The organism is Nocardiopsis sp. LDBS1602 (genome assembly GCF_035818715.1).
In the GTDB taxonomy this organism is placed as follows: domain Bacteria; phylum Actinomycetota; class Actinomycetes; order Streptosporangiales; family Streptosporangiaceae; genus Nocardiopsis; species Nocardiopsis alba.
Genome location: NZ_JAYLVW010000002.1, coordinates 5,388 through 27,124 on the forward strand (window position 1 = coordinate 5,388; position 21,737 = coordinate 27,124).

The 21,737-nt window shown below is 69.0% G+C and carries 13 protein-coding genes; 7 read left to right on the forward strand and 6 right to left on the reverse strand.

Features of this window, described 5'->3' with window-relative positions; genetic code table 11:
• From U9J66_RS08125 to U9J66_RS08155, 7 genes are all read left to right on the forward strand, one after another.
• The coding region (locus U9J66_RS08125) for a non-ribosomal peptide synthetase (RefSeq protein ID WP_326337428.1) at positions 1-8,365 on the forward strand (8,365 nt) is incomplete at its 5' end.
• A gap of 10 nt (positions 8,366-8,375) precedes the next feature.
• The gene (locus tag U9J66_RS08130) at positions 8,376-8,576 is read left to right on the forward strand and encodes an MbtH family protein (RefSeq protein ID WP_014908853.1); all 201 of its coding nucleotides are present in this window, start codon (positions 8,376-8,378) and stop codon (positions 8,574-8,576) included.
• Between the two features lie 210 nt (positions 8,577-8,786).
• The gene (locus tag U9J66_RS08135) at positions 8,787-10,154 is read left to right on the forward strand and encodes an MFS transporter (RefSeq protein WP_326337429.1); all 1,368 of its coding nucleotides are present in this window, start codon (positions 8,787-8,789) and stop codon (positions 10,152-10,154) included.
• A gap of 48 nt (positions 10,155-10,202) precedes the next feature.
• Positions 10,203-10,622, forward strand: coding sequence for a YciI family protein (locus tag U9J66_RS08140; protein ID WP_326337430.1), 420 nt, complete (start codon positions 10,203-10,205; stop codon positions 10,620-10,622).
• A gap of 82 nt (positions 10,623-10,704) precedes the next feature.
• Positions 10,705-11,967 carry an RNA polymerase sigma factor gene (locus U9J66_RS08145; RefSeq protein WP_017533075.1) on the forward strand — a complete coding sequence of 421 codons (1,263 nt, stop codon included), beginning with the start codon at positions 10,705-10,707 and terminating at the stop codon, positions 11,965-11,967.
• 68 nt (positions 11,968-12,035) lie between these two features.
• Complete coding sequence (locus tag U9J66_RS08150) at positions 12,036-13,019, forward strand: NAD-dependent epimerase/dehydratase family protein (RefSeq protein WP_326337431.1); 984 nt, start codon at positions 12,036-12,038, stop codon at positions 13,017-13,019.
• Positions 13,020-13,191: 172 nt separating this feature from the next.
• Positions 13,192-13,473, forward strand: coding sequence for a hypothetical protein (locus U9J66_RS08155; RefSeq protein ID WP_014911898.1), 282 nt, complete (start codon positions 13,192-13,194; stop codon positions 13,471-13,473).
• A 58-nt stretch (positions 13,474-13,531) separates the two neighbouring features.
• Here U9J66_RS08155 and U9J66_RS08160 read toward each other — a convergent pair whose 3' ends face one another.
• The 6 genes from U9J66_RS08160 to dnaK all read right to left on the reverse strand — a co-directional run bounded on the left by U9J66_RS08160 (position 13,532) and on the right by dnaK (position 21,516).
• A complete protein-coding gene (locus U9J66_RS08160) occupies positions 13,532-14,128 on the reverse strand; it encodes a Uma2 family endonuclease (protein ID WP_014911122.1) in 597 nt (198 codons plus the stop codon).
• Positions 14,129-14,287: 159 nt separating this feature from the next.
• Complete coding sequence (gene clpB / locus U9J66_RS08165; protein WP_014908667.1) at positions 14,288-16,915, reverse strand: ATP-dependent chaperone ClpB; 2,628 nt, start codon at positions 16,913-16,915, stop codon at positions 14,288-14,290.
• A gap of 112 nt (positions 16,916-17,027) precedes the next feature.
• Positions 17,028-17,531, reverse strand: a complete 504-nt coding sequence (locus U9J66_RS08170) for a heat shock protein transcriptional repressor HspR (RefSeq protein ID WP_086003582.1) — start codon at positions 17,529-17,531, stop codon at positions 17,028-17,030.
• Entirely contained in the window at positions 17,528-18,691 is a 1,164-nt protein-coding gene (gene dnaJ / locus U9J66_RS08175; RefSeq protein WP_014908313.1) for a molecular chaperone DnaJ, read from the reverse strand. The genes U9J66_RS08170 and dnaJ overlap by 4 nt, the downstream gene beginning before the upstream one ends.
• Before the next feature lie 188 nt (positions 18,692-18,879).
• Entirely contained in the window at positions 18,880-19,611 is a 732-nt protein-coding gene (gene grpE, locus U9J66_RS08180; RefSeq protein ID WP_042284393.1) for a nucleotide exchange factor GrpE, read from the reverse strand.
• Positions 19,612-19,656: 45 nt separating this feature from the next.
• The gene (dnaK, locus tag U9J66_RS08185; protein ID WP_326337432.1) at positions 19,657-21,516 is read right to left on the reverse strand and encodes a molecular chaperone DnaK; all 1,860 of its coding nucleotides are present in this window, start codon (positions 21,514-21,516) and stop codon (positions 19,657-19,659) included.
• Between the last annotated feature and the right edge of the window lie 221 nt (positions 21,517-21,737).

A 21,737-nucleotide genomic window follows, 5' to 3' on the forward strand; every position in this document is an offset into this window, starting at 1 on the left:
CACGGATGGTTGGTCCGAGGGTGTGTTGCTTCGGGATCTGGCCGAGGCGTACGGGGCGCGTCGTGTCGGGAGGGTGCCGGGGTGGGAGCCGTTGCCGGTGCAGTACGCCGACTACACCCTGTGGCAGAACGCGTTGCTCTCCTCGGAGGAGACGGCCTCGGGCGGGCTTGATTTCTGGCGTCGAACGTTGGAGGGCGCCCCGGAGGTCCTGGACCTGCCCCTGGACCGACCCCGCCCGCGGACCCCCACTCATCAGGGTGATGATCTGCGTTTCGAGGTGGACGCCGAACTGCACGCGAAGCTGGCCCGGATGGCCAGGGAACATGGCTGCACGCTTTTCATGGTGGTACAGGCGGCTCTGGCGGTAGCGCTCTCCGAAGCCGGCGCGGGTGAGGACGTTCCGTTGGGGACTCCGGTCGCCGGGCGGACGGATCCGGCCTTGGACGAGCTGGTGGGGTTCTTCGTGAACACCCTGGTGTTGCGTACCGACGTGTCGGGGAATCCCTCCTTCGCCGAGCTGTTGGCCAGGGTGCGTGAGGTCGATCTGGCCGCCTTCGACCATCAGGACACGCCTTTCGACCTGGTCGTCGAAGAGCTCGCCCCTGAGCGCTCGACCTCGCACCACCCCCTCTTCCAGGTCACCGTCGCCCTGAACCCGGCTTTCGCGGGCGCCTCGGAGTTCGCCGGCACCGAGTCCTCCGAGGTCGTCTCCGTCTCCACCGGTGTGGCCAAGTTCGATCTGGCGGTCGCGTTCACCGAGCGTCGGGGTGAGGACGGTGCCCCCGCGGGTCTTTCCGGTCTCGTGGAGTACGCGGTCGACCTCTTCGACGAGGAGACCGTCCGCGCACTCGTCGCGGTGTTGGTCCGGGCCTTGGAGGCCATGGCCGACGACCCTTCCGCGACCGTCGATTCCGGAGTGCGGCCATCGGACTCGGAGCGTGCCGCTCTGACGGATCGGAGCGGCCTCATCGAAGCCGTGCCGGAACCTGTCGAGGAGGTCGCCTCCGGTCACATGACCCCGCGTCGGGAGATTCTGTGCGGGTTGTTCGCGGAGCTCTTGGGTCGTGGGTCGGTGGAGCCGGGGGAGAACTTCTTCCGGTCGGGTGGTAATTCGCTGTTGGCGTTGCGGTTGGTGTCGCGGGTGCGGTCGGTGTTGAAGGCGGAGGTGGGGCTTCGAGATTTCTTCCGGGATCCGACGGTGGCGGGGGTGGATCGTCTGGTGGCCGAGAGCGGTGGTGTTCCGGCTCGTCCCGGGTTGGTGCCGGTCGATCGTGGGGAGCGGTCTCCGCTGTCCTATGCGCAGCGACGGCTGTGGTTCCTCGATCGACTGGAGGGGGCGAGCGCGAACTACAACGTGTCCGTCGCGCTGCGCCTACACGGGGCCGTCGACGTTCCGGCCCTGCGAGCCTCCCTCCTCGACGTCGTGGACCGTCACGAGGCCCTGCGCACGCTCTTCGTCGAACACGAGGGCGAACCCTTCCAGCGCGTGCTCGGGACCGGAGAGGCACGGGAGCGTCTGAGCTTCGAGGCGTATGAGTGCGCCGAGACCCTCATCGCCTCCACGATCTCGGAGTTCACCGCCGGAACCTTCGATCTGGCCCGGGACCTGCCGGCGCGGGCGAGATTGCTGCGCGTCTCCGACGAGGAGGCGGTCCTCGTGGTCCTCACACATCACATCGCCACGGATGGTTGGTCCGAGGGTGTGTTGCTTCGGGATCTGGCCGAGGCGTACGGGGCGCGTCGTGTCGGGAGGGTGCCGGGGTGGGAGCCGTTGCCGGTGCAGTACGCCGACTACACCCTGTGGCAGAACGCGTTGCTCTCCTCGGAGGAGACGGCCTCGGGCGGGCTTGATTTCTGGCGTCGAACGTTGGAGGGCGCCCCGGAGGTCCTGGACCTGCCCCTGGACCGACCCCGCCCCTCCGTACCCTCGCACCGCGGCGAGAGCGTCGCCCTCGACATGGGTGTGGATCTGCGCGCCCGTTTGGAGGAGATCGCCCGAGCACACGGCTGCACGTTGTTCATGGTGCTCCAAGCGGCCTTGGCGGTCACCCTGGGCCGCTCGGGCGCGGGTGAGGACGTTCCGTTGGGGACTCCGGTCGCCGGGCGGACGGATCCGGCCTTGGACGAGCTGGTGGGGTTCTTCGTGAACACCCTGGTGTTGCGTACCGACGTGTCGGGGAATCCCTCCTTCGCCGAGCTGTTGGCCAGGGTGCGTGAGGTCGATCTGGCCGCCTTCGACCATCAGGACACGCCTTTCGACCTGGTCGTCGAAGAGCTCGCCCCTGAGCGCTCGACCTCGTACCACCCCCTCTTCCAGGTGATGCTGGTCCTTCAGAACAACACGGTCGTACGACCCCACCTGCCCGGACTTCGGGTGACGCACGAACCCTTCGAGGGGAGGGCCGCCAAGTTCGACCTCACCTTCGCCTTCGGCGAGGGCCCCGAGGGACTGACCGGGGCCGTGGACTACGCCACGGACCTGTTCGAACGGCGAACCGTCGAAGAGCTGGGCGAAAGGTTCCTGCGCGTACTGGCCGCGGTCGCGGAGGAGCCGTCGATCGGTGTCGCCGACATCCCACTGCTGACGGGCGACGAGTTCCACGCCCTGGTCACAGAGGTCAACGAGACCGCCGCCGGTGAACCCTCCACGCTCGTCCACTCCCTCGTCGAGCGGCGGGCCTCCGAGGCCCCCGACTCCACGGCCTTGGTCTTCGGGGAGCGCGCGCTCAGCTATGGGGAGCTCAACACGGCCGCCAACCGGCTCGCCCGCCACCTGCGCGAGCAGGGCGCGACCCCCGGTGCCCTGGTGGGCGTTCTCATGGAACGTGGCGTGGAGTACGCCGTCGCCCTCCTGGCGACGCTCAAGACCGGATCCGGTTACGTCCCCCTCGACCCGGCCTTTCCCGATACGCGCCTGGCGTCGATGGTGTCGGCGTCGAAGACCCGGCTGATCCTCACCCGGGAGGGCCTCCTGCATCGTGAGACGGGGGCCGAACGGGCCCTGGCCGTCGACGCGGAGGCCGAGACGATCTCCGGGTACGAGGGCACGGATCTCGACCTGCCGCTCTCCCCGTCGAGCACCGCGTGCGTCATGTTCACCTCGGGCTCCTCCGGAACCCCCAAGGGCGTCCTCGCCTCGCACCGCGCGATCGTGTCCACCTTCACCGGACAGGACTACATCGACCTGGGCCCCGACCGTGTCTGGTTGCAGTCCGCCCCCGTCTCCTGGGACGCCTTCGTCCTGGAGTTCTGGGGAGCTCTCCTCCACGGATCGATCTGTGTCCTCCAACCCGGTCAGGTGCCCGAGCCACCGCGCATGGTCGCACTGGCCGCCGAACACGGGGTGGACACGTTCTTCCTGTCCACGGGGCTCTTCAACCTCGTCATGGACGAGTATCCGGAACTCTTCGACCGAGCGGTCCAGGTCTATGTCGGCGGTGAGAAGGCGTCCGTCGAGCACATGCGTCGTTTCCGGTCCACCTTTCCCGACCTCCACTTCCGCCACGTCTACGGGCCGGTGGAGAGCATGGTCTTCACCCACTCCCACCGGATCGACGCGTTGACGGGCGGCTCCGTACCCATCGGCGGGCCGATCGCGAACCGGCGCTGTTACGTCCTCGACGAACGCTTGAATCCGGTGCCCGTCGGTGTACGCGGTGAGCTGTACGTGGCCGGGGCCGGGCTGGCCCACGGGTACGTGGGACGTCCCGATCTGACCGGAGAGCGCTTCCTGCCCGACCCCTTCGGTGAACCCGGCGAGCGCATGTACCGGACCGGTGACGTCGTCCGCTGGGCCGCTCCCGGGCGGATCGAGTACCTGGGACGTGCCGACGACCAGGTGAAGGTACGGGGTTTCCGGGTCGAACCCGGCGAGATCCAGGCCGTCGTCCTGGAGATGCCCGGGGTCGCCCAGGCCCATGTGACGGCCCACAGGGACCACACCGGGATCATGTCCCTGGTCGCCTACGTCGTTCCCGTCGCCGGGACCGTATTGGCCGGAGCCGACGTCCGTTCCGCCGTCGCGGCGGTGATGCCCGATCACATGGTGCCCGCCGCGGTGATGGTGCTGGACGCCATGCCGCTGAACGGCAACGGCAAGGTCGACCGCCGAGCGTTGCCCCTGCCCGACTTCACGTCCGCCGCCTCGGTCCGTGCCCCCCGAAGCCCGCGAGAGGAGATCCTGTGCGGATTGTTCGCCGAGGTCCTGGGGCTGGAGCGGGTGGGGATCGACGACTCGTTCTTCGACCTGGGCGGTCACTCTCTGCTCGCCACCCGGCTCATCTCTCGGGTCCGCTCCATCCTGGGCGCGGAGGTGGGGTTGCGTGAACTGTTCGCCGCTCCCACCGTGGCCGGGGTGGCGGAGACGATCGAGACGACGGGGGACCGCCCCGCCCGCCCCCGGGCGGTGCCCCGAGAACGACCGGAGCGGCTCCCGCTCTCCCACGCCCAACGCCGCCTTTGGTTCCTGCACCAGGTCGACGGCCAGGAGCGCGCGTACAACGTTCAGATGGTCCTCCGTCTGGAAGAACGGCCCGACCCGGACGCGTGGTCGGCGGCGTTCCAGGACGTGGTGCGGCGGCACGAGAGCATGCGGACGGTCTTTCCCACCGACCGGGGAGAGCCCTACCAGCACGTCACGGACGGTTCCGACACGAGGCTGCGGGTACGCGAGTGCGAGGCTCGACGGATCCCCGACCTGATCCGGGAGATCGACGCCCACGTCTTCGATCTGGAGTCCGGCCCGCTCGTGAGCGCGGACCTGCTGCTCTCCGACGAGGGCGACGCGGCCTTGGTCGTGCTCATGCACCACATCATCGCCGACGGCTGGTCCCTCGAACCTTTGACCCGGGACCTGCGGGGTGCCTACATCGCGCGTGCCGAGGGAAGGGAACCCGCCTGGGATCCGCTCCCGGTCCAGTACGCGGACTACACCCTCTGGCAGTACGAACTGCTCGGCGACACGGACGACCCCGACTCGGCCCACGCCGAACAGTCCCGTTACTGGAGACGTGCGCTGAGAGGCCTCCCCGAGGTGGCCGAATGGCCGCTCGACCTCCCCCGACCCTCCGAGGCGGGTCATGCGGGCGCCACTCTCGTGACCGAGCTCGACGACGAGGTCTACGACGGGCTTCAACGGATCGCCCGGGAACACGACTGCACTCTGTTCATGGTGGTGCACGCCGCTCTGGCCGCCCTGTTCACCAGGATGGGCGTCGGTGAGGACATCGCGATCGGCACCCCGGTCGCGGGCCGCACCGACCCGGCCTTCGACGACCTGGTGGGGTTCTTCGTGAACACCCTGGCCCTGCGCACCGATACTTCGGGGAACCCCTCCTTCGCCGAGCTGTTGGCCAGGGTGCGTGAGGCCGACCTGGCCGCCTTCGACCACCAGGATCTGCCGTTCGAGCATGTGGTCGAGGCCGTCAACCCGGTGCGAGGCAACGGGCATCACCCCCTCTTCCAGGCCATGCTCTCCTTGGTGACCGACGAGATCGCGGTCGGGGCCGACACGGTGACCGACGGCACCGGACGGTACGACCGAGCGGAGGTGGACACCGCCAAGTTCGATCTCGGGTTCACCGTCGCCGACCGGCCGGCCGACGGCGGCCGACCGGCCTCCGTCGAGCTGGAGTTCGCGACCGACCTCTTCACCGAACGGACCGCACGGCGCCTCCTGGACCGCTTCGTCCACGTGCTGCGCGCCTTCGGTGACGACACCCGCCGCTCCCTCGACGACCTGGACGTCCTGCTGCCGGACGAACGGCCCGAAGCACCGGTCGACGTCGCAGCGGGCCCCGCCCCGACCTTCTTGGAACGGTTCGCCGAGAGCGTGCGACGTTCACCCGAACGCACCGCCGTGATCTTCGAGGACACCGAGCTCACCTTCCGAGAGGTGGACGACCGGGCCAATCGGCTCGCGCACACCCTGATCGGCCTGGGGGCCGGTGGGGAACGCCCGGTCCCGTTGTTGATGGGGCGCTCGGCCGATCTGTTCATCGCCATGCTCGCGGTCCTCAAGTGCGGGGCGCCCTTCCTCCCCCTGGACCCGCGGAATCCCGCGGAGCGGTTGGCCGACATCCTGAAGGAGGCGGGCGGCGACCTGTTGTTGACGGACGCGGCCGCGTACTCCCACGAGGTCGTCCGCGGACTGCCCGACACCATGGGCGTGCTGATCGCCGACGAGCGGGCGCCCGCGCCCGAGGCCCCCGCAAGCGACCCCGGGATATCACTCCATCCGGACTCCCTCGCCTATGTCATCTACACCTCCGGCTCCACCGGGCGTCCCAAGGGGGTGGCGGTCTCTCACGCCAACCTCTCCCATCTGCTCCGGGCGATGGAGGAGTCCGGGTACCACCTGCCGGAGCGGCGGGTGTCGGCCTGGACGGCCAGCCCCGCCTTCGACGCCTCGGTGCAGCAGTGGGCGCCGATCGCGCGCGGGGACACGATCCTGATCGTGGACGACGAGACCCGTGACGAACCCGCGCTTCTGCTCGAGAACCTGCTACGCCATCGGGTCACCTACCTGGATCTGACCCCGTCCTTCTGGGAACTGTTGCGCGACACCGTTCTGCCGCGACCTGCGGACGCGCCGCCGCTGCGTCTCACCCTCGGAGGAGAGGCCGTGCCGGAGAGGGTGTGGACGGATCTGGTCGAGTCCTCCTCCAAAGCGCGTATCTCGGTCGCCAACACCTACGGCCCCACCGAGACCACCGTCAACGCCACCTACACGGAGTTGACCGGAGACCGCCCGCACATCGGTCGAGGGCTGTCCTCCACCCGCACCTACGTTCTGGACGGTCGCCTCCGCCCCGTACCCACCGGGGTGCCCGGGGAACTGTACGTGGCGGGTGATGGCGTCACCCGGGGCTACCTCGGACGGACCGATCTGACCGCCGCACGTTTCCTTCCGGACCCCTTCGGCGCACCGGGCGAGCGCATGTACCGGACCGGCGACCTGGTCTCCTGGACGGTCGACGGCGACCTCCGCTTCCACGGCCGGGCCGACGACCAGGTCAAGATACGGGGGTTCCGGATCGAGCCCGGGGAGATCGAATCCGTGCTCGTCTCGCATCCGGACGTCGCTCACGCGACCGTCCTGGTCCGCGAGGACCGCCCCGGTGATCCGCGCCTGGTCGCCTACCTGATCGCCGCGGAACACCGGAAGATCGACCCCGAGGCGATCACCGCGCATGCCGCCCGTGCGCTGCCCGAGTACATGCTCCCGGCCGCCACGATGGTCCTGGACACCCTGCCGCTGACGTCGAACGGCAAGCTGGACAGACGTTCCCTGCCCGCGCCCCGGTACACGCCCACCGTGGTCGGACGAGAACCTCGAACGCCTGGGGAACAGGCCTTCTGCGCCCTCTTCGCGGAGGTCCTGGGCCTGGAGCGGGTGGGGATCGACGACTCGTTCTTCGACCTGGGAGGCCACTCCCTACTGGCCGCGCGACTGGTGGGCAGGGCCGGCGCGGAACTGGGGATCGAACTCAGGGTCCGGGACGTGTTCCGCTCGCCCACGGTCGCCGGCCTCCTGGCCGAGGCGGCCGAGCGCGATCGCGAGGAGGCCGGCGGAGCCCTGGACGTCCTCCTGCCATTGCAGGCCAGAGGGGAGAGGTCGCCGCTCTTCTGTGTCCACCCGGGCATGGGGATGAGCTGGTGCTACTCGGGACTGGTCCGCTTCCTTCCCGAGGACCAGCCCCTCTACGGTCTCCAGACCAGAGCCCTCACGGTCCCCGGAGAGCTCCCCGGAAGCGTCGGAGAGATCGCCGAGGAGTACCTGGACCGGATCCGTGAGATCCGGCCGCATGGGCCCTACCGCCTTCTCGGATGGTCGTTCGGTGGTCTCGTGGCCCACGAGATGGCCGTGCGCCTCCAAGAAGCGGGTGAAGAGGTCTCCTTCCTCGGACTCATGGATTCCTACCCGGTGCCCGCCGGGGCCGGGCACGCCGCTCTCTCACACGCGGAGGTCCTGGCCATGATGCTCGACGTCCCGGCCTCCGAGGACGCCGTCGATCGCGAGATCGACCGCGCGGCGGTGGTGGCGGAATTGCGCTCGAAGGACCCGGTCCTGACCGAGTTCGAGGAGAACGACCTCGCCAGGCTCGTGGACGCCGCCGTCAACCACGCGGCCGTCATGGACCGTCACACCCCCCGGGTCTTCACCGGGGACGCACTCTTCTTCCGCGCGACGCGTGGAAGGAACGAGTACTCGCCCCAGGTCGAGTACTGGAAGGGATACGTCGACGGCCGGATCGACGTCCACGACATCGATTCCACGCACATGGGGATGACCCGCCCGGAATCGGTGGAGCGGATCGGCCGCCTCGTATCCGATCAGTTGGACTCCACCCTTTCGAACAGCTGAGGAGCTGACGATGACGAACCCGTTCGACGACACCGAGGGCACCTTCTACGTCGTGGTCAACCACGAGGGGCAGCACTCCCTGTGGCCGTCCTTCGCCGACGTTCCGGCGGGCTGGGAGGTCGTCGCCGGTGAGGACACCCGCGAGGCCTGCCTGCGCTACGTCGAGGAGAACTGGACCGACATCCGACCCAAGAGTCTCGCCGCGGTCTGACCCGCGGCGCTCGACGACGCCTTGCGGCGCGGGCCCGCACCACGGGCCCGCGTCAGGCCGACCACCGGCCTCGCCCCGCCGGTGTCCATGAGACCCCCGCGCCCCACCGCGCGTCACCAGGAGAGAGACGGGAAGATGGCCGTGAGGACCGGACCGCGCACGACGACGACAGGTCTCGGAGGCGATTTCCACCGCTTCTGGGTCGGAGGGATGAGCAGCAGCGTCGCCGACGGCGTCATGCTGACGGTCCTCCCTCTGATGGCGGCCATGTTCACCAACGACCCCGTGCTGGTGGCCGGGCTCGCCTTCACGAGGTTCCTGCCCTGGCTGCTGTTCGGATTCCTCATCGGGGCCCTGGTCGATCGCCTCGACCGCGGCAGGGTCCTGATCGCGGCCAACCTCGTACGCGCCGCCACGCTGATCGCTCTCGCGGTGACCGTGGCCGCGGGCGAGGCCACGGTCCTCACGCTGTACGCCGTCATGTTCGTGGTCATGACCTGCGAGGCGTTCTACGACATCGGCGGACGCGCCCTCATGCCCGAACTGGTCGCCAAGACCTCCCTGGACCGGGCCAACAGTCGGATCGTCGGAGGCCGGGTGGTCGTCGAGGACTTCGGCGGCGCGCCACTCGGCGGCCTGCTGTTCGTCGTCGCCGCGGCGCTTCCGCTCGCGGTCAACGCCGGAGCCTACGTTCTCGGCGCCCTCATCCTGATCGGGCTGCCCCTGAGCGCACGCCGCCCCCGAAGGGCCGAGGGGGAGGCGGAAGGGCCGCGTGCGTCCATCCTCGTCTCGATCCGCGAGGGCATGTCCTTCCTCTGGAAAGACCGGCCCCTGCGCCACCTGGTGCTGCACGGATCGCTGGTGAGCTTCGGCTTCATGCTCCAGTCCTCCGTCCTCGTCCTCATCCTGAGGGTCCATTTCGAGGTGCCCGAGGCGCTGTACGGAGTGTTCCTCTCCTCGGCCGCGATCGGAGCCCTCCTCGGAGCGCTCCTGGTCACGCGGATGGTCACCGCCTTCGGGCGCTTCCGCACCGAGGTCTTCGCCTACGTCCTCATGGGCGCCGGATGCGTCGCGTTCATCCTGTCGCCCAACGCCTACGTCGCGGGTCTCTTCTGGGCCCTGATCGCGGTGGCCATGGCGGTGTCCAACACGGTCATCATCGGTATCGCCCAACTCGTCATCCCCGCGGATCTGCGCGGCCGGGTACTGAGTTCGGTGCAGATCGTCTCGATGACCTTCAACGCGGCCGGTGCCCTTCTCGGCGGTGTGCTGGGCCGTGTCGACCTGCGTCTCCCCTCCCTGGTCGGTGGAGCGCTGGTCATCATCGCGACGCTCGTCCTCCTACGGGTGATCCGACGGATGACCGAGCGTGCGGACGCGGCCGAGGCGAGGGACCTGCGGGAGGTCGGGGAGGGGACGGACGTCGAACCGGCCGAGGAGGCCGAGCGGGTTTCCAAGGGCTGGGAAAACGGCTCCGACCAGGGTGGACGGGGCGGGGAAACGGGGCAGGGGAAGAAAGAGGAGAAAAGATTCGGGGAGGATGTCGATCCGGGGCCGGCCCGTTCGACGAACGGGTGAGAGCGGCGGAAGAGACACCGTTCCGTACCCGGAAGAGGGCGAACAACGATGCGTTACCTGATGTCGATCATGAGCACCCCCGCCGATGAGGCCGCGGCCTATGAGGCCGGGCCCGAGGTCTACGAGGCGATGGCCGCCTACAACGAGGAGCTGGTCAAGGCCGGCGTCCTGCTGACCGGAGAGGGGCTGGCCCCCACCTCCGAGGGCGCCGAGATCATCTTCCGGGACGGCGGCGCGAACGTCGTCGACGGTCCCTTCACCGAGGCCAAGGAGTTCATCGCCGGTTACTGGGTGCTCCAGGTGTCCTCCCATGAGGAGGCCGTGGAGTGGGCCAAGCGGTGCCCGCACCCGCCGGAGGGCGAGATGAGGCTCCAGCTGCGTCGGATCGCCGAACTGGAGGACATGGACACGATGCCCGAGGAGCTCAAGGAGCGCGAGCGCGAGCTGCGCGCCTCCCAGGAGGGCTGAACGCGGCGGGGCCCGGATCGGTGAGGCCGCGATCCGGGCCCGCCCCTTGCGGTGGAGGTCACGGCGGTGCTCTGATGTTCCCGTGGGCCACACCGATGTCACACCCGAGGTGGAGGCGGTCTGGCGTATCGAGTCGGCCCGTCTGATCGCCGTTCTCACCCGTATGGTCGGCGACGTCGGCCTGGCCGAGGAGTTCGCCCAGGACGCCCTGGTCTCCGCCCTGGAGAAGTGGCCGGAGGAGGGGGTCCCCCGTAAGCCCGGCGCCTGGCTGACCACCGTCGCCAAACGCCGCGTCCTCGACCGTTGGCGTCGGGACGAGCGTTTCCAGCGGCACATGGTCGAACTGGGACGCGACCTCGTCGAACAGGACGGGAGCGCCGATTTCGACGCGGTCCTGGAGGAGGACTACGGCGACGACCTCCTCAAGCTCATGTTCGTGTGCTGCCACCCGGTGCTGTCGACCTCGGCCCGGATCGCGCTCACTCTGCGCATGCTCGGCGGGCTCACCACCGACGAGATCGCCCGTGCCTTCCTCGTTCCGGAGGCCACCGTCGCCCAACGCATCGTGCGGGCCAAGAGGACCCTGGCCGCGAAGAGGGTGCCCTTCGAAGTACCGTCCGGAGAGGAACGCGACGCGCGGCTCTCCGACGTCCTCGAAGTCCTCTACCTGGTGTTCAACGAGGGGTACACGGCCACCTCGGGGGACCGCTGGCTGCGGCCCGAACTGTGCGACGAGGCCATGCGTCTTGGGCGGGTCCTCGTCGCGTTGACGCCCTCGGAACCCGAGGCGCACGGTCTGCTCGCGCTCATGGAGCTCCAGGCCTCCCGTTTCCGCGCGAGGGTGGGCACCGACGGGTCTCCCGTGCCGCTCGCCGAACAGGACCGTTCACGCTGGGACCGGCTGCTCATCGGACGGGGGATGAAGGCCCTGATGGCCTCGCTTCCGGAGGACCCCGCCGAACGGGGCGTCTACTCGCTCCAGGCCGGGATCGCCGCCGCGCACGCCGTCGCCGTGACCGCGGAGGACACCGACTGGCGAGCCATCGCGGCCCTGTACGAGGCCTTGGTCCGGCGCACCGGGTCGCCGGTGGTCGAGCTGAATCGGGCGGTGGCGGTGTCGATGGCCTTCGGCCCGGAGCCCGCCCTGCGTATCGTCGACGCGCTGCGTGATTCGGGTGCCCTGGCCGACTACCACCTGCTTCCCGCGGTCCGTGGAGACCTGTTGCGGCGGCTGGGACGCGAGGACGAGGCGCGGACCGAGCACGAACGGGCCGCGAGGCTCACCCGCAACGAGCGCGAACGCGAACTGATGGTGGAGCGCGCGCGGCCCGGCGATCGACGGTAGGGAGCCCCCGGTTCTGCCGATGGCAGTACCCCCTGGCGCGTTCGGTGGTCCCGGATCAGAATCTCCCCATGAGACTTCTGGTTCTGGGTGGTACGGAGTTCGTGGGGCGGGCCGTCGTGGAGGAGGCCCTCGCCCGAGGCTGGGAGACCACGGTCTTCCATCGGGGACGGCATGAGCCGCACTCCGGGGTGGAGGTCCGGAAAGGGGACCGCACGGAGGAGGGTGGTCTGGCCGAGTTGGAGACGGGGGAGTGGGACGCCGTCGTCGACACCTGGTCGGGCGCGCCCGCCGCGGTGACCGCCGCCGCGCGTCTGCTCTCGGAGCGGGTCGATCGCTATGCCTATATCTCCAGCCGTTCCGTGCACGGGATGATCATCCCGGCGGGGGCGGACGAGACCGCTCCGACGGTGGAGTCCTCGCCCGAGGACGACGGCACCGACTACGCGCGGGCCAAGCGCGGGGGTGAACTGGCCGCCGAGGCGGTGCTGGGAGATCGCGCCCTCTTCGTGCGGGCCGGTCTCATCCTCGGCCCGTACGAGAACATCGGTCGACTCCCCTGGTGGCTGGGGAGGATCGCCCGGGGCGGCACCGTCCTGGCGCCCGGCCCCCGTGATCTGCCGTTGCAGTACATCGACGCCAGAGACCTGGCCGTGTGGACGCTGGACGCGATCGAGAAGGGATCGGGCGGGCCGTTCAACCTGGTCTCTCCCACCGGTCACGCCACCATGGAGGGGCTGCTGACCGCCTGTCGGGAGGCGACCGGCTCCGACGCGGTGTTCCGCTGGTTCGATCCCGAGGTGATCGTCGAGGCCGGTGTGCGGCCGTGGACGGACCTGCCGGTCTGGCTTCCACCGGGCGAGTTGCACGGGAGCATGCACCAGGGTGACGTGGGGCGCGCGCTCGCCACCGGTCTGCGCTGCCGCCCGGTGGCCGAGACCGTCGCCGACACCTGGGCGTGGCTGGAGTCCATCGGCGGCACGGCTCCTCGACGCGAAGGGTGGCCCCGACTGGGACTCGACCCGGAGGTCGAGGCCCGGCTGCTCGCCTCTTGAACGGAGTCGACGCCACCCCTGCGCCGGGGCCCGTGGCGGGCAGGACCACGGACCGGACGCGGATCTCCCTCTCGTCGGACGTGGCCTCCGGGTCTCGGGGACGGTGGAAACCGGAGCCCGCCCTCCGACGTCCAAGGGGGTGGTTCTTCCCCCGACGTGAAGAGGTTCCCCCGTGTCGTACCCCTCCGGCCCCGCTCCCCAGTACGGTTCGTCCTCGGGCGGTAGCCCGGTCAGCGCGCTGATCTGGTCGATCCTGATGACCCTGTGCTGTAACCAGATCTGCGGCATCATCGCGATCGTCTTCTCCGTGGTCGCCATGACCAAGGAGCACGAGCCGGCCGAGCAGGAACGGTTCGTCCGCTACGCCTGGAGAACGATGGGTATCGGCCTGGCCATCACGGTGGGCCTGGTGATCCTCTACTTCCTGTTCGGATCGGCCTTGGCCCTGGCCTGACCCGTACGACACGAGGGGCCGCGTCCGTTTCGTCGGACGCGGCCCCTCGGTGCGCGGATCAGCGGGCGTAGCGCTTGAGCCCGTCGGTGTTCAGAGTGACCTCGACCCCCGGGATCTCGACGGTGTGACCGTAGCCGAGCTTGTTGATGTTGCGGTAGCGGCCTTTCAACGGCTCGCTGTGGACGGTGACGCTGTCATCGTCGCGGTCGACGAGCAGATAGACCTCGATGTCGCAGGCGGCGTAGGCGTGCGCCTTCTCGACCCGATCTCGGGAGTTGGTGTCGGAGTCCCATGAGGTGACCTCGACGACGGCGAGGACTCCCTGGGGGTCCGCCCATTCGCCTTGGCCCGCGAAATGGTCGACGGGGGCGAGGATGCCGTCCGGGCGTGCCCGGCCCTTGCGGTAGGAATCCACCTTCAGACCTTGGCCGGTGACGTTCAGGTCCAGATCGGCCCTCTGCGTCATGAACTGACGCATCAACCACATGAGGATCGCGTTGTGGTCGCTGTCGGGCACGGTCCGGATCTCCATCTGTCCGTTGAGGTACTCGAGGGTGACGTCCTCACGGGCCGCGGCCCTGGCGATGACCTCGAACTGTTCGATGCTCAGCTTCTCGACGGGAGATCTCGGTGAGAGGTGGTCGATCACGGTCATGGTGTACGGCCCCTTCCGCCGTGGCGCGGGTTCCGGAACGCGTCGCGGACTCCTGGGACCAGGGTACCCAGGGAGCCTCCGCGAGCCCGGGGTTCGTGGAATTCGTGGAACACGAGGGGCCGCGTCCGTTTCGTCGGACGCGGCCCCTCGGTGCGCGGATCAGGCCGGGAGTTCGGGCTCCTCGGCCTTGCGGGTGGCCACGGTCAGCCGCTCCCGGGCGTCGTCCACGTCCACGAAGACGGTGTCGCCCTCGGAGAGGTCGCCGGAGAGCAGCTCCCTGGCGAGCGGGTCGCCGATCGAGGACTGCACCAGGCGTCGCAGCGGTCGGGCCCCGTAGTTCGGGTCGTAGCCGGTCAACCCCAGCCACTCGCGGGCGGCCTCGGTGACCTCCAGGGTGAGGCGCCGATCGGCCAGACGTCGGGCCAGCTTGTCGACCTGGAGGTCGACGATCCGGGTCAGGTCCTCGGTGGACAACGCGTCGAACATGATCACGTCGTCCAGTCGGTTGAGGAACTCCGGCTTGAAGGTGGAGCGCACCACGTCCATCACGCGTTCCCTGCGCACCGACTCCTCCAGCGTCTGGTCCACCAGGAACGGCGAACCCAGGTTGGAGGTGAGGATGAGGATGGTGTTGCGGAAGTCCACCTGGCGGCCCTGGCCGTCGGTCAGGCGACCGTCGTCCAGCACCTGGAGCAGGGTGTCGAACACCTCCAGGTGGGCCTTCTCCACCTCGTCCAACAGCACCACGGTGTAGGGGCGACGGCGTACCGCCTCGGTGAGCTGGCCGCCCTCCTCGTAGCCGACGTATCCGGGAGGCGCTCCCACCAGACGCGACACCGAGTGCTTCTCCGAGTACTCGCTCATGTCGATGCGCACGATCGCGCGTTCGTCGTCGAACAGGAACTCGGCGAGGGCCTTGGCCAGCTCGGTCTTACCGACACCGGTTGGACCCAGGAACAGGAACGAACCGGTGGGGCGGTCCGGGTCGGAGATGCCGGCCCGGGCCCGACGCACCGCGTCGGACACGGCGGCCACCGCGTCCTTCTGGCCGATGAGGCGTCGGCCCAGCTCGTCCTCCATGCGCAGCAGCTTGGAGGTCTCGCCCTCCATCAGCCGGCCCACGGGGATCCCGGTCCAGGAGGAGACGACGTCGGCGACCTCGTCGGCGCCCACCTCGTCCTTGACCATGGGGTCGTCCTGGGCGCCGCCGGACTCCTCGGCGTCCTCCTCGGCCTTGGAGGCCTCCTCGATCTGCTTCTCCAGCTGCGGGATGTCCCCGTACATCAGCCGGGAGGCCTCTTCGAAGCGGCCCTCGCGTTCGGCCAGTTCGGCCTTGGTGCGCAGGTCGTCCAGCCGTCCCTTGAGCTCACCGACCCGGTTGAGGCCGGCCTTCTCCTGTTCCCAGCGGGCCACCAGGCCGTTGAGCCGTTCCTGCTTGTCGGCGAGGTCGGAGCGCAGCCGCTCCAACCGCTGCCGGCTGGCGGTGTCGGACTCCTTGTCGAGCGCCATCTCCTCCATCTTGAGACGGTCGACGATACGGCGCAGCTCGTCGATCTCCACGGGGCTGGAGTCGATCTCCATGCGCAGGCGGGAGGCGGCCTCGTCGATGAGGTCGATGGCCTTGTCCGGGAGGAAGCGCGCGGTGATGTAGCGGTCGGACAGGGTCGCGGCGGCGACCAGGGCCGAGTCGGAGATCTGCACCTTGTGGTGGGCCTCGTAGCGCCCCTTGAGACCGCGCAGGATCGCGATGGTGTCGGTCGCCGACGGCTCGCCGACGAACACCTGCTGGAAACGGCGTTCCAGGGCGGGATCCTTCTCGATCCGTTCCCGGTACTCGTCCAGGGTGGTGGCGCCGACCATGCGCAGCTCGCCGCGGGCCAGCATGGGCTTGAGCATGTTGCCAGCGTCCATGGCGCCCTCGGCGGCGCCCGCGCCCACCATGGTGTGCAGTTCGTCGATGAACGTGATGACCTGGCCCTCGGACTCCTTGATCTCGGAGAGCACGGCCTTGAGACGTTCCTCGAACTCGCCCCTGTACTTGGCCCCGGCGACCATCGCGGACAGATCCAGGCTGATCAGGCGCTTGCCGAGCAGGGACTGGGGCACGTCGCCGGCCACGATGCGCTGGGCGAGGCCCTCGACCACGGCGGTCTTGCCCACGCCGGGCTCGCCGATGAGGACGGGGTTGTTCTTGGTGCGCCGGCTCAGGACCTGGATGACGCGGCGGATCTCTCCGTCGCGGCCGATCACCGGGTCGACCTTGCCCTCGCGGGCGCGTTCGGTGAGGTCCACACCGAACTTCTCCAGGGACTGGTAGGTGTCCTCGGGGTTCTCCGAGGTGACCCGTCCGGTGCCGCGCACCCTCTCGAAGGCCTCCAGGAGCTCGTCCGGGCCGGCGCCCGCCTCCTTGAGGATCCGTGAGGCCTCCCCGCCGTCGGTGGCCAGCCCCACCAACAGGTGTTCGGTGGAGACGTACTCGTCCTCCATCCGCTGCGCGCGCTGGGCGGCGGTGTTGAGGGAGACGATGAGCTGGCGCGAGGAGCTGGGAGAGCCGACCGTGGCCCCCGAGGCCTTCGGCAGCCCGCCGATCGCCGCCTCGACCTTGTCCTTGATCAGGTCGGGGTCGGCCCCGACCTCCTTGAGCAGCGGCCTGGTGATGCCCTCGGCCTGGTTCAGCAGAGCGTTCAGCAGGTGCAGCGGCTCGGTCTGGGGGCTGCCGTCGGACGTGGCCTGGCGGATGGCGTCGGCCAACGCCTCCTGGCTCTTCCGGGTGAGCTTGTAGTTCATGATTACGTGACTCCCTCCGCATGAAGTGTCACTCAGAGTGATCGAAAGCGGCCGACTCCGCCGCGCCGTGGACATCGACCCCCGGGGTCCCGGGCGCCGTCGGTCCGACCTCTCAGCCCTGGTCGGGCCCGCTCTGTCCGCGGTTATCGCCGGTGTCCCCGAGGCCGCCGCCCCGCTCGGGGCGCTCCTCGGGATCGGTGGCCGTATTGAAGATCGTCACGCGGGTGCGGCGCACCAGCTCCCCGCGGACCGGCCCACCCTCGGGGTGGGCGGGGCGGCCGCGCCGGGACACCGCCCGGCGCGCCGCCTCCAGTTCGTTGGCGAGGTGGAACACCTGCTCACGCAGCTGGTCCACCTCGTGTTGCAGCTCCAGGATCCGCTTGATCCCGGCGAGGTTGACGCCCTCCTCCTGGGACAGACGCTGCACCTCGCGCAACGTCTGTATGTCACGCATGGAGTAGCGCCGGCCCCGCCCGGACGCACGGCCGGGCGACACGATCCCCAGACGGTCGTACTGGCGCAGTGTCTGCGGGTGCATACCGGCCAGTTCCGCGGCCACGGAGATCACGTAGACCGGGGCATCGACGCCGAAGGAAGGATCGTTCACGACTCTCACGCGCCCTTCGCCCGCGCTTCGAGCCCGTCGCGCGGGTCGTAGTCCGACGTCGCGGCGCGGAACTTCTCCAGTGCCTCGCGCGCGTCGCCGTTGAGTGTCTGTGGCACCGCCACCTCGAAGGTGACCAGCATGTCGCCGATGGTGCCGTCCTTACGGGTGGCGCCCTTGCCGCGGACCCGCAGCGTGCGCCCGTTCTGGGTGCCCGGCGGGACCTTCACGGTCACCGGGAAGCCGCCCAGGGTCGGAACCCGCACGTCGGCGCCGAGCGCCGCCTCGGGGAAGGTCACCGGAACCTTGATGGTGACGTTGTCACCGCTCCTGCCGAACACCGGGTGGCCCTTCACATGGACGACGACGTACAGGTCACCGGCGGGGCCGCCGTGCTCGCCCGGGGCCCCCTTGCCCTTGATCCGGATCCGCTGTCCGTCGGACACGCCGGCCGGGATCCGGGTCTGGATGGTGCGGGTGCTCTTGCCACGCCCGCTGCCGTTGCAGGTGGGACAGGGGTCGTCGACCACGAGGCCGCGCCCCTTGCACTCGCTGCACGGCTCGGACAGCGAGAAGCCGCCCAGGTTGGTGCTCTCGTGCCCGGTGCCGGAGCACTTCGGGCACATGCGCGGGGCCGAACCGGCGCGGGCGCCCGTCCCCTTACAGGTGGGACAGGCGGCCTCGCTGCTCAGCTGGAACGAACGGGTCACCCCGTCCGCGGCCTCGCGGAAGGTCAGAGTGGTCTCGGTCTCGACGTCGGCGCCGCGCCTGCTGCGGGTCGCCTGACCCGCGCGGCCGCGGTTGCCGAACAACCCGCCGAACAGGTCGCTCAGGCGTTCGCCGCCGGGCGCCCCGCCCCCGCCGGAGCCCTGACCGAAGATGTCGCTCATGTCGAAGCCGCCGGGTCCGGTGCCGCCACCGGGGCGGTAGGAGCCGCCGAACATCGAGCGGGCCTCGTCGTACTCCTTGCGGCGCTTGTCGTCCGACAGGACGTTGTACGCCTCGGAGATCTCCTTGAAGCGGTCCTCCGCCTTCGGGTCGTCCCGGTTGGCGTCGGGGTGGTTCTCACGGGCCAGCTTGCGGTAGGACGAGCGGATCTCGTCCTTGGTGGCGGTCTTTGAGACGCCGAGGACCTTGTAGTAGTCCTTCTCCAGGTAGTCCTTGGTGCTCATCGACTGGTGCCTTCTCCCCGCTGGTGCCGGTGGTGTTCGATGTTTACACGTGGCCCCGTTCCGTACGGGGCCGGGGTCGGCCTGTGGCCGTGACCGACGATCTCACGTCGCTCACGGCCACAGGTCCTACGCCACGGGCCCGGGCCCGCGGCCGGACGCCCTCGTGGCGTCCGGACCGGCGTGACCGGCTACTTCTTGTCCTCGCCGTCCTCGGTGGAGTCCGCGGGTTCGTCGGCGGCCGCCTCGGCGGTCTCCGACTCGTCGCCCATGGGCTCTCCGACGACCACACGGGCCGGACGAAGAATCCTCTCTCCGATGCGGTACCCCGGCTGGAACACCTCGATCACCGTCTGCGCGGAGATGTTCGGAACCGGCACCAGGGTGAGGGCCTCGTGCACGTTCGGGTCGAACTCGTCGCCCTGCTCGCCGTACTTCTCCAGGCCCAACTTGGTGACCGTGGCCTCCAGGGCCTCGCCCACCGCCTTGAACCCTCCGTTGAGCTCGTCGTGGTCACGGGCGCGGCCGATGTCGTCCAGGACCGGCAGAAGCTCGCCGACGACCTGGGCGGTGGCCACCTCGCGGACGGCCACACGGTCGCGCTCGACCCGCTTGCGGTAGTTGGAGTACTCCGCCTGCACCCGCTTGATGTCGTTGGTGAGTTCGACGACCCGCTCGTCGGCGTTGATCGCCTCGCTCACTACCGACTCCGGGGTGTCCGGAATCTCGGGGATGTCCTCGACCTCGGCTTCGACCTCGGTCGCCTCGTCCTCCTCGGAGACCTCGGCCTCCTCGGACTTCTTCGCCTCGGGGTCTCGGACCTCACCGGTCTCGGGGTCGATCCTGCGGTTGTCGCGGATCACCGGACCCTGGTTCTGGTCACCGTCACCGGTGTCGGGGTCGCTCTTATCCGACAGCGCCATGTCCTACGTGCCCTCCTTCCTCGGCTCTCAGCGGACTCTCGGGGTTCAGGAACCCTGCTTGTCGCCCTTGCCGTTGTCCTCGTCGACGATCTCGGCGTCCACGACGTCGGCGTCGTCGGCGGAGGCGTCCGCGCCCTCACCGCCGGGCTGACCGGCGCCCTCGCCCTGCTGGCCCTGGCTGTAGATGGCCGAACCGATCTTCTGGCTGGCCAGCGCGACCTTCTCGCTGGCGCCGCGGATGGCCTCGGTGTCGGTGCCCTCCAGCGCGGTCTTCAGCTCGCCGACGGCGGCCTCGGTCTCGGAGCGCACGTCCGTCGGGATCTTGTCCTCGTTGTCCTTGATGACCTTCTCGGTCTGGTAGACGAGGGACTCGGCGTTGTTGCGGACCTCGGCCTCCTCGCGGCGCTTGCGGTCCTCCTCGGCGTACTGCTCGGCGTCGCGGACCATCTGGTCGATGTCGTCCTTGGACATCGCCGAACCACCGGAGATGGTGACGGACTGCTCCTTGCCGGTGCCCAGGTCCTTCGCGGTGACGCTGACGATGCCGTTGGCGTCGATGTCGAAGGTGACCTCGATCTGCGGGACGCCGCGCGGCGCCGGGGGCAGACCGGTCAGGTCGAAGACGCCCAGCTTCTTGTTGTACTGGGCGATGTCGCGCTCACCCTGGTACACCTGGATCTGCACGGACGGCTGGTTGTCGTCGGCCGTCGTGAAGATCTCCGACCGCTTGGTCGGGATGGTGGTGTTGCGCTCGATGAGCTTGGTGAACACGCCGCCCTTGGTCTCGATGCCCAGCGACAGCGGGGTGACGTCGAGCAGGAGGACGTCCTTGACCTCGCCCTTGAGAACACCGGCCTGGAGGGCGGCACCGATGGCCACGACCTCGTCCGGGTTCACGCCCTTGTTGGGCTCCTTGCCGCCGGTCATCTCCTTGACCAGGTCGGCGATGGCGGGCATACGGGTCGAGCCACCGACCAGGACGACGTGGTCGATCTGGTCCAGGCTGATCCCGGCGTCCTTGATGACCTGCTGGAACGGGGTCTTGGTCCGCTCGACCAGGTCGGAGGTCAGGCGCTGGAACTCGGCGCGGGTGAGCTTCTCGTCCAGGTGCAGCGGGCCCTCGGCGGAGGCCGTGATGTAGGGCAGGTTGATCTGCGTCTCGCTGGAGCTGGACAGCTCGATCTTGGCCTTCTCGGCGGCCTCGCGCAGACGCTGGAGCGCCATCTTGTCCTTGGACAGGTCGACGCCGTTGGAGTTCTTGAACTTCTCGACCAGCCAGTTGACGACGGCCTGGTCCCAGTCGTCGCCACCGAGGTGGTTGTCGCCGTTGGTCGCCTTGACCTCCACGACGCCGTCGCCGACCTCCAGGAGGGAGACGTCGAAGGTACCGCCACCGAGGTCGTAGACCAGGATGGTGGCCTCGTCCTCCTTCTCCAGGTGGTAGGAGAGGGCGGCCGAGGTCGGCTCGTTGATGATGCGCAGGACGTTCAGACCCGCGATCGTGCCGGCCTCCTTGGTGGCCTGACGCTGGGAGTCGCTGAAGTAGGCCGGGACGGTGATGACCGCGTCGGTCACGTCCTCGCCCAGGTAGGCCTCGGCGTCGCGCTTGAGCTTCTGCAGGATGAAGGCGCTGATCTGCTGCGGGTTGAAGCTCTTGTCGTCGATCTTCACCGACCAGTCGGTGCCGATGTGGCGCTTCACCGAACGGATGGTCCGGTCGACGTTGGTGACGGCCTGACGCTTGGCCACCTCACCGACGAGCACCTCGCCGTTCTTGGCGAAGGCCACGACCGAAGGGGTGGTGCGGGAGCCCTCGGCGTTGGTGATGACCGTCGGTTCGCCGCCCTCGAGGACAGCGACACACGAGTTCGTCGTACCGAGGTCGATTCCGACCGCACGTGCCATGGTTGGTACCTCCGTCAAAGTTGAGTCGTTCGGACGTAAGTTTGCTTCGTCGGGTGGGGGCTGTCAAGTCAGTTGAGTCGACCCGACTCAAGTTACTTCTCTCGCCCTGACAACGGTCGGCCGCGTGGGGATGTTCCCGACCAGGGCGTCTTTCACGTGGAAATGGGGGAACCCCGGGCGAACTCGGGGACATCCTTGACCCGGAATATCCGGGGAGTCGG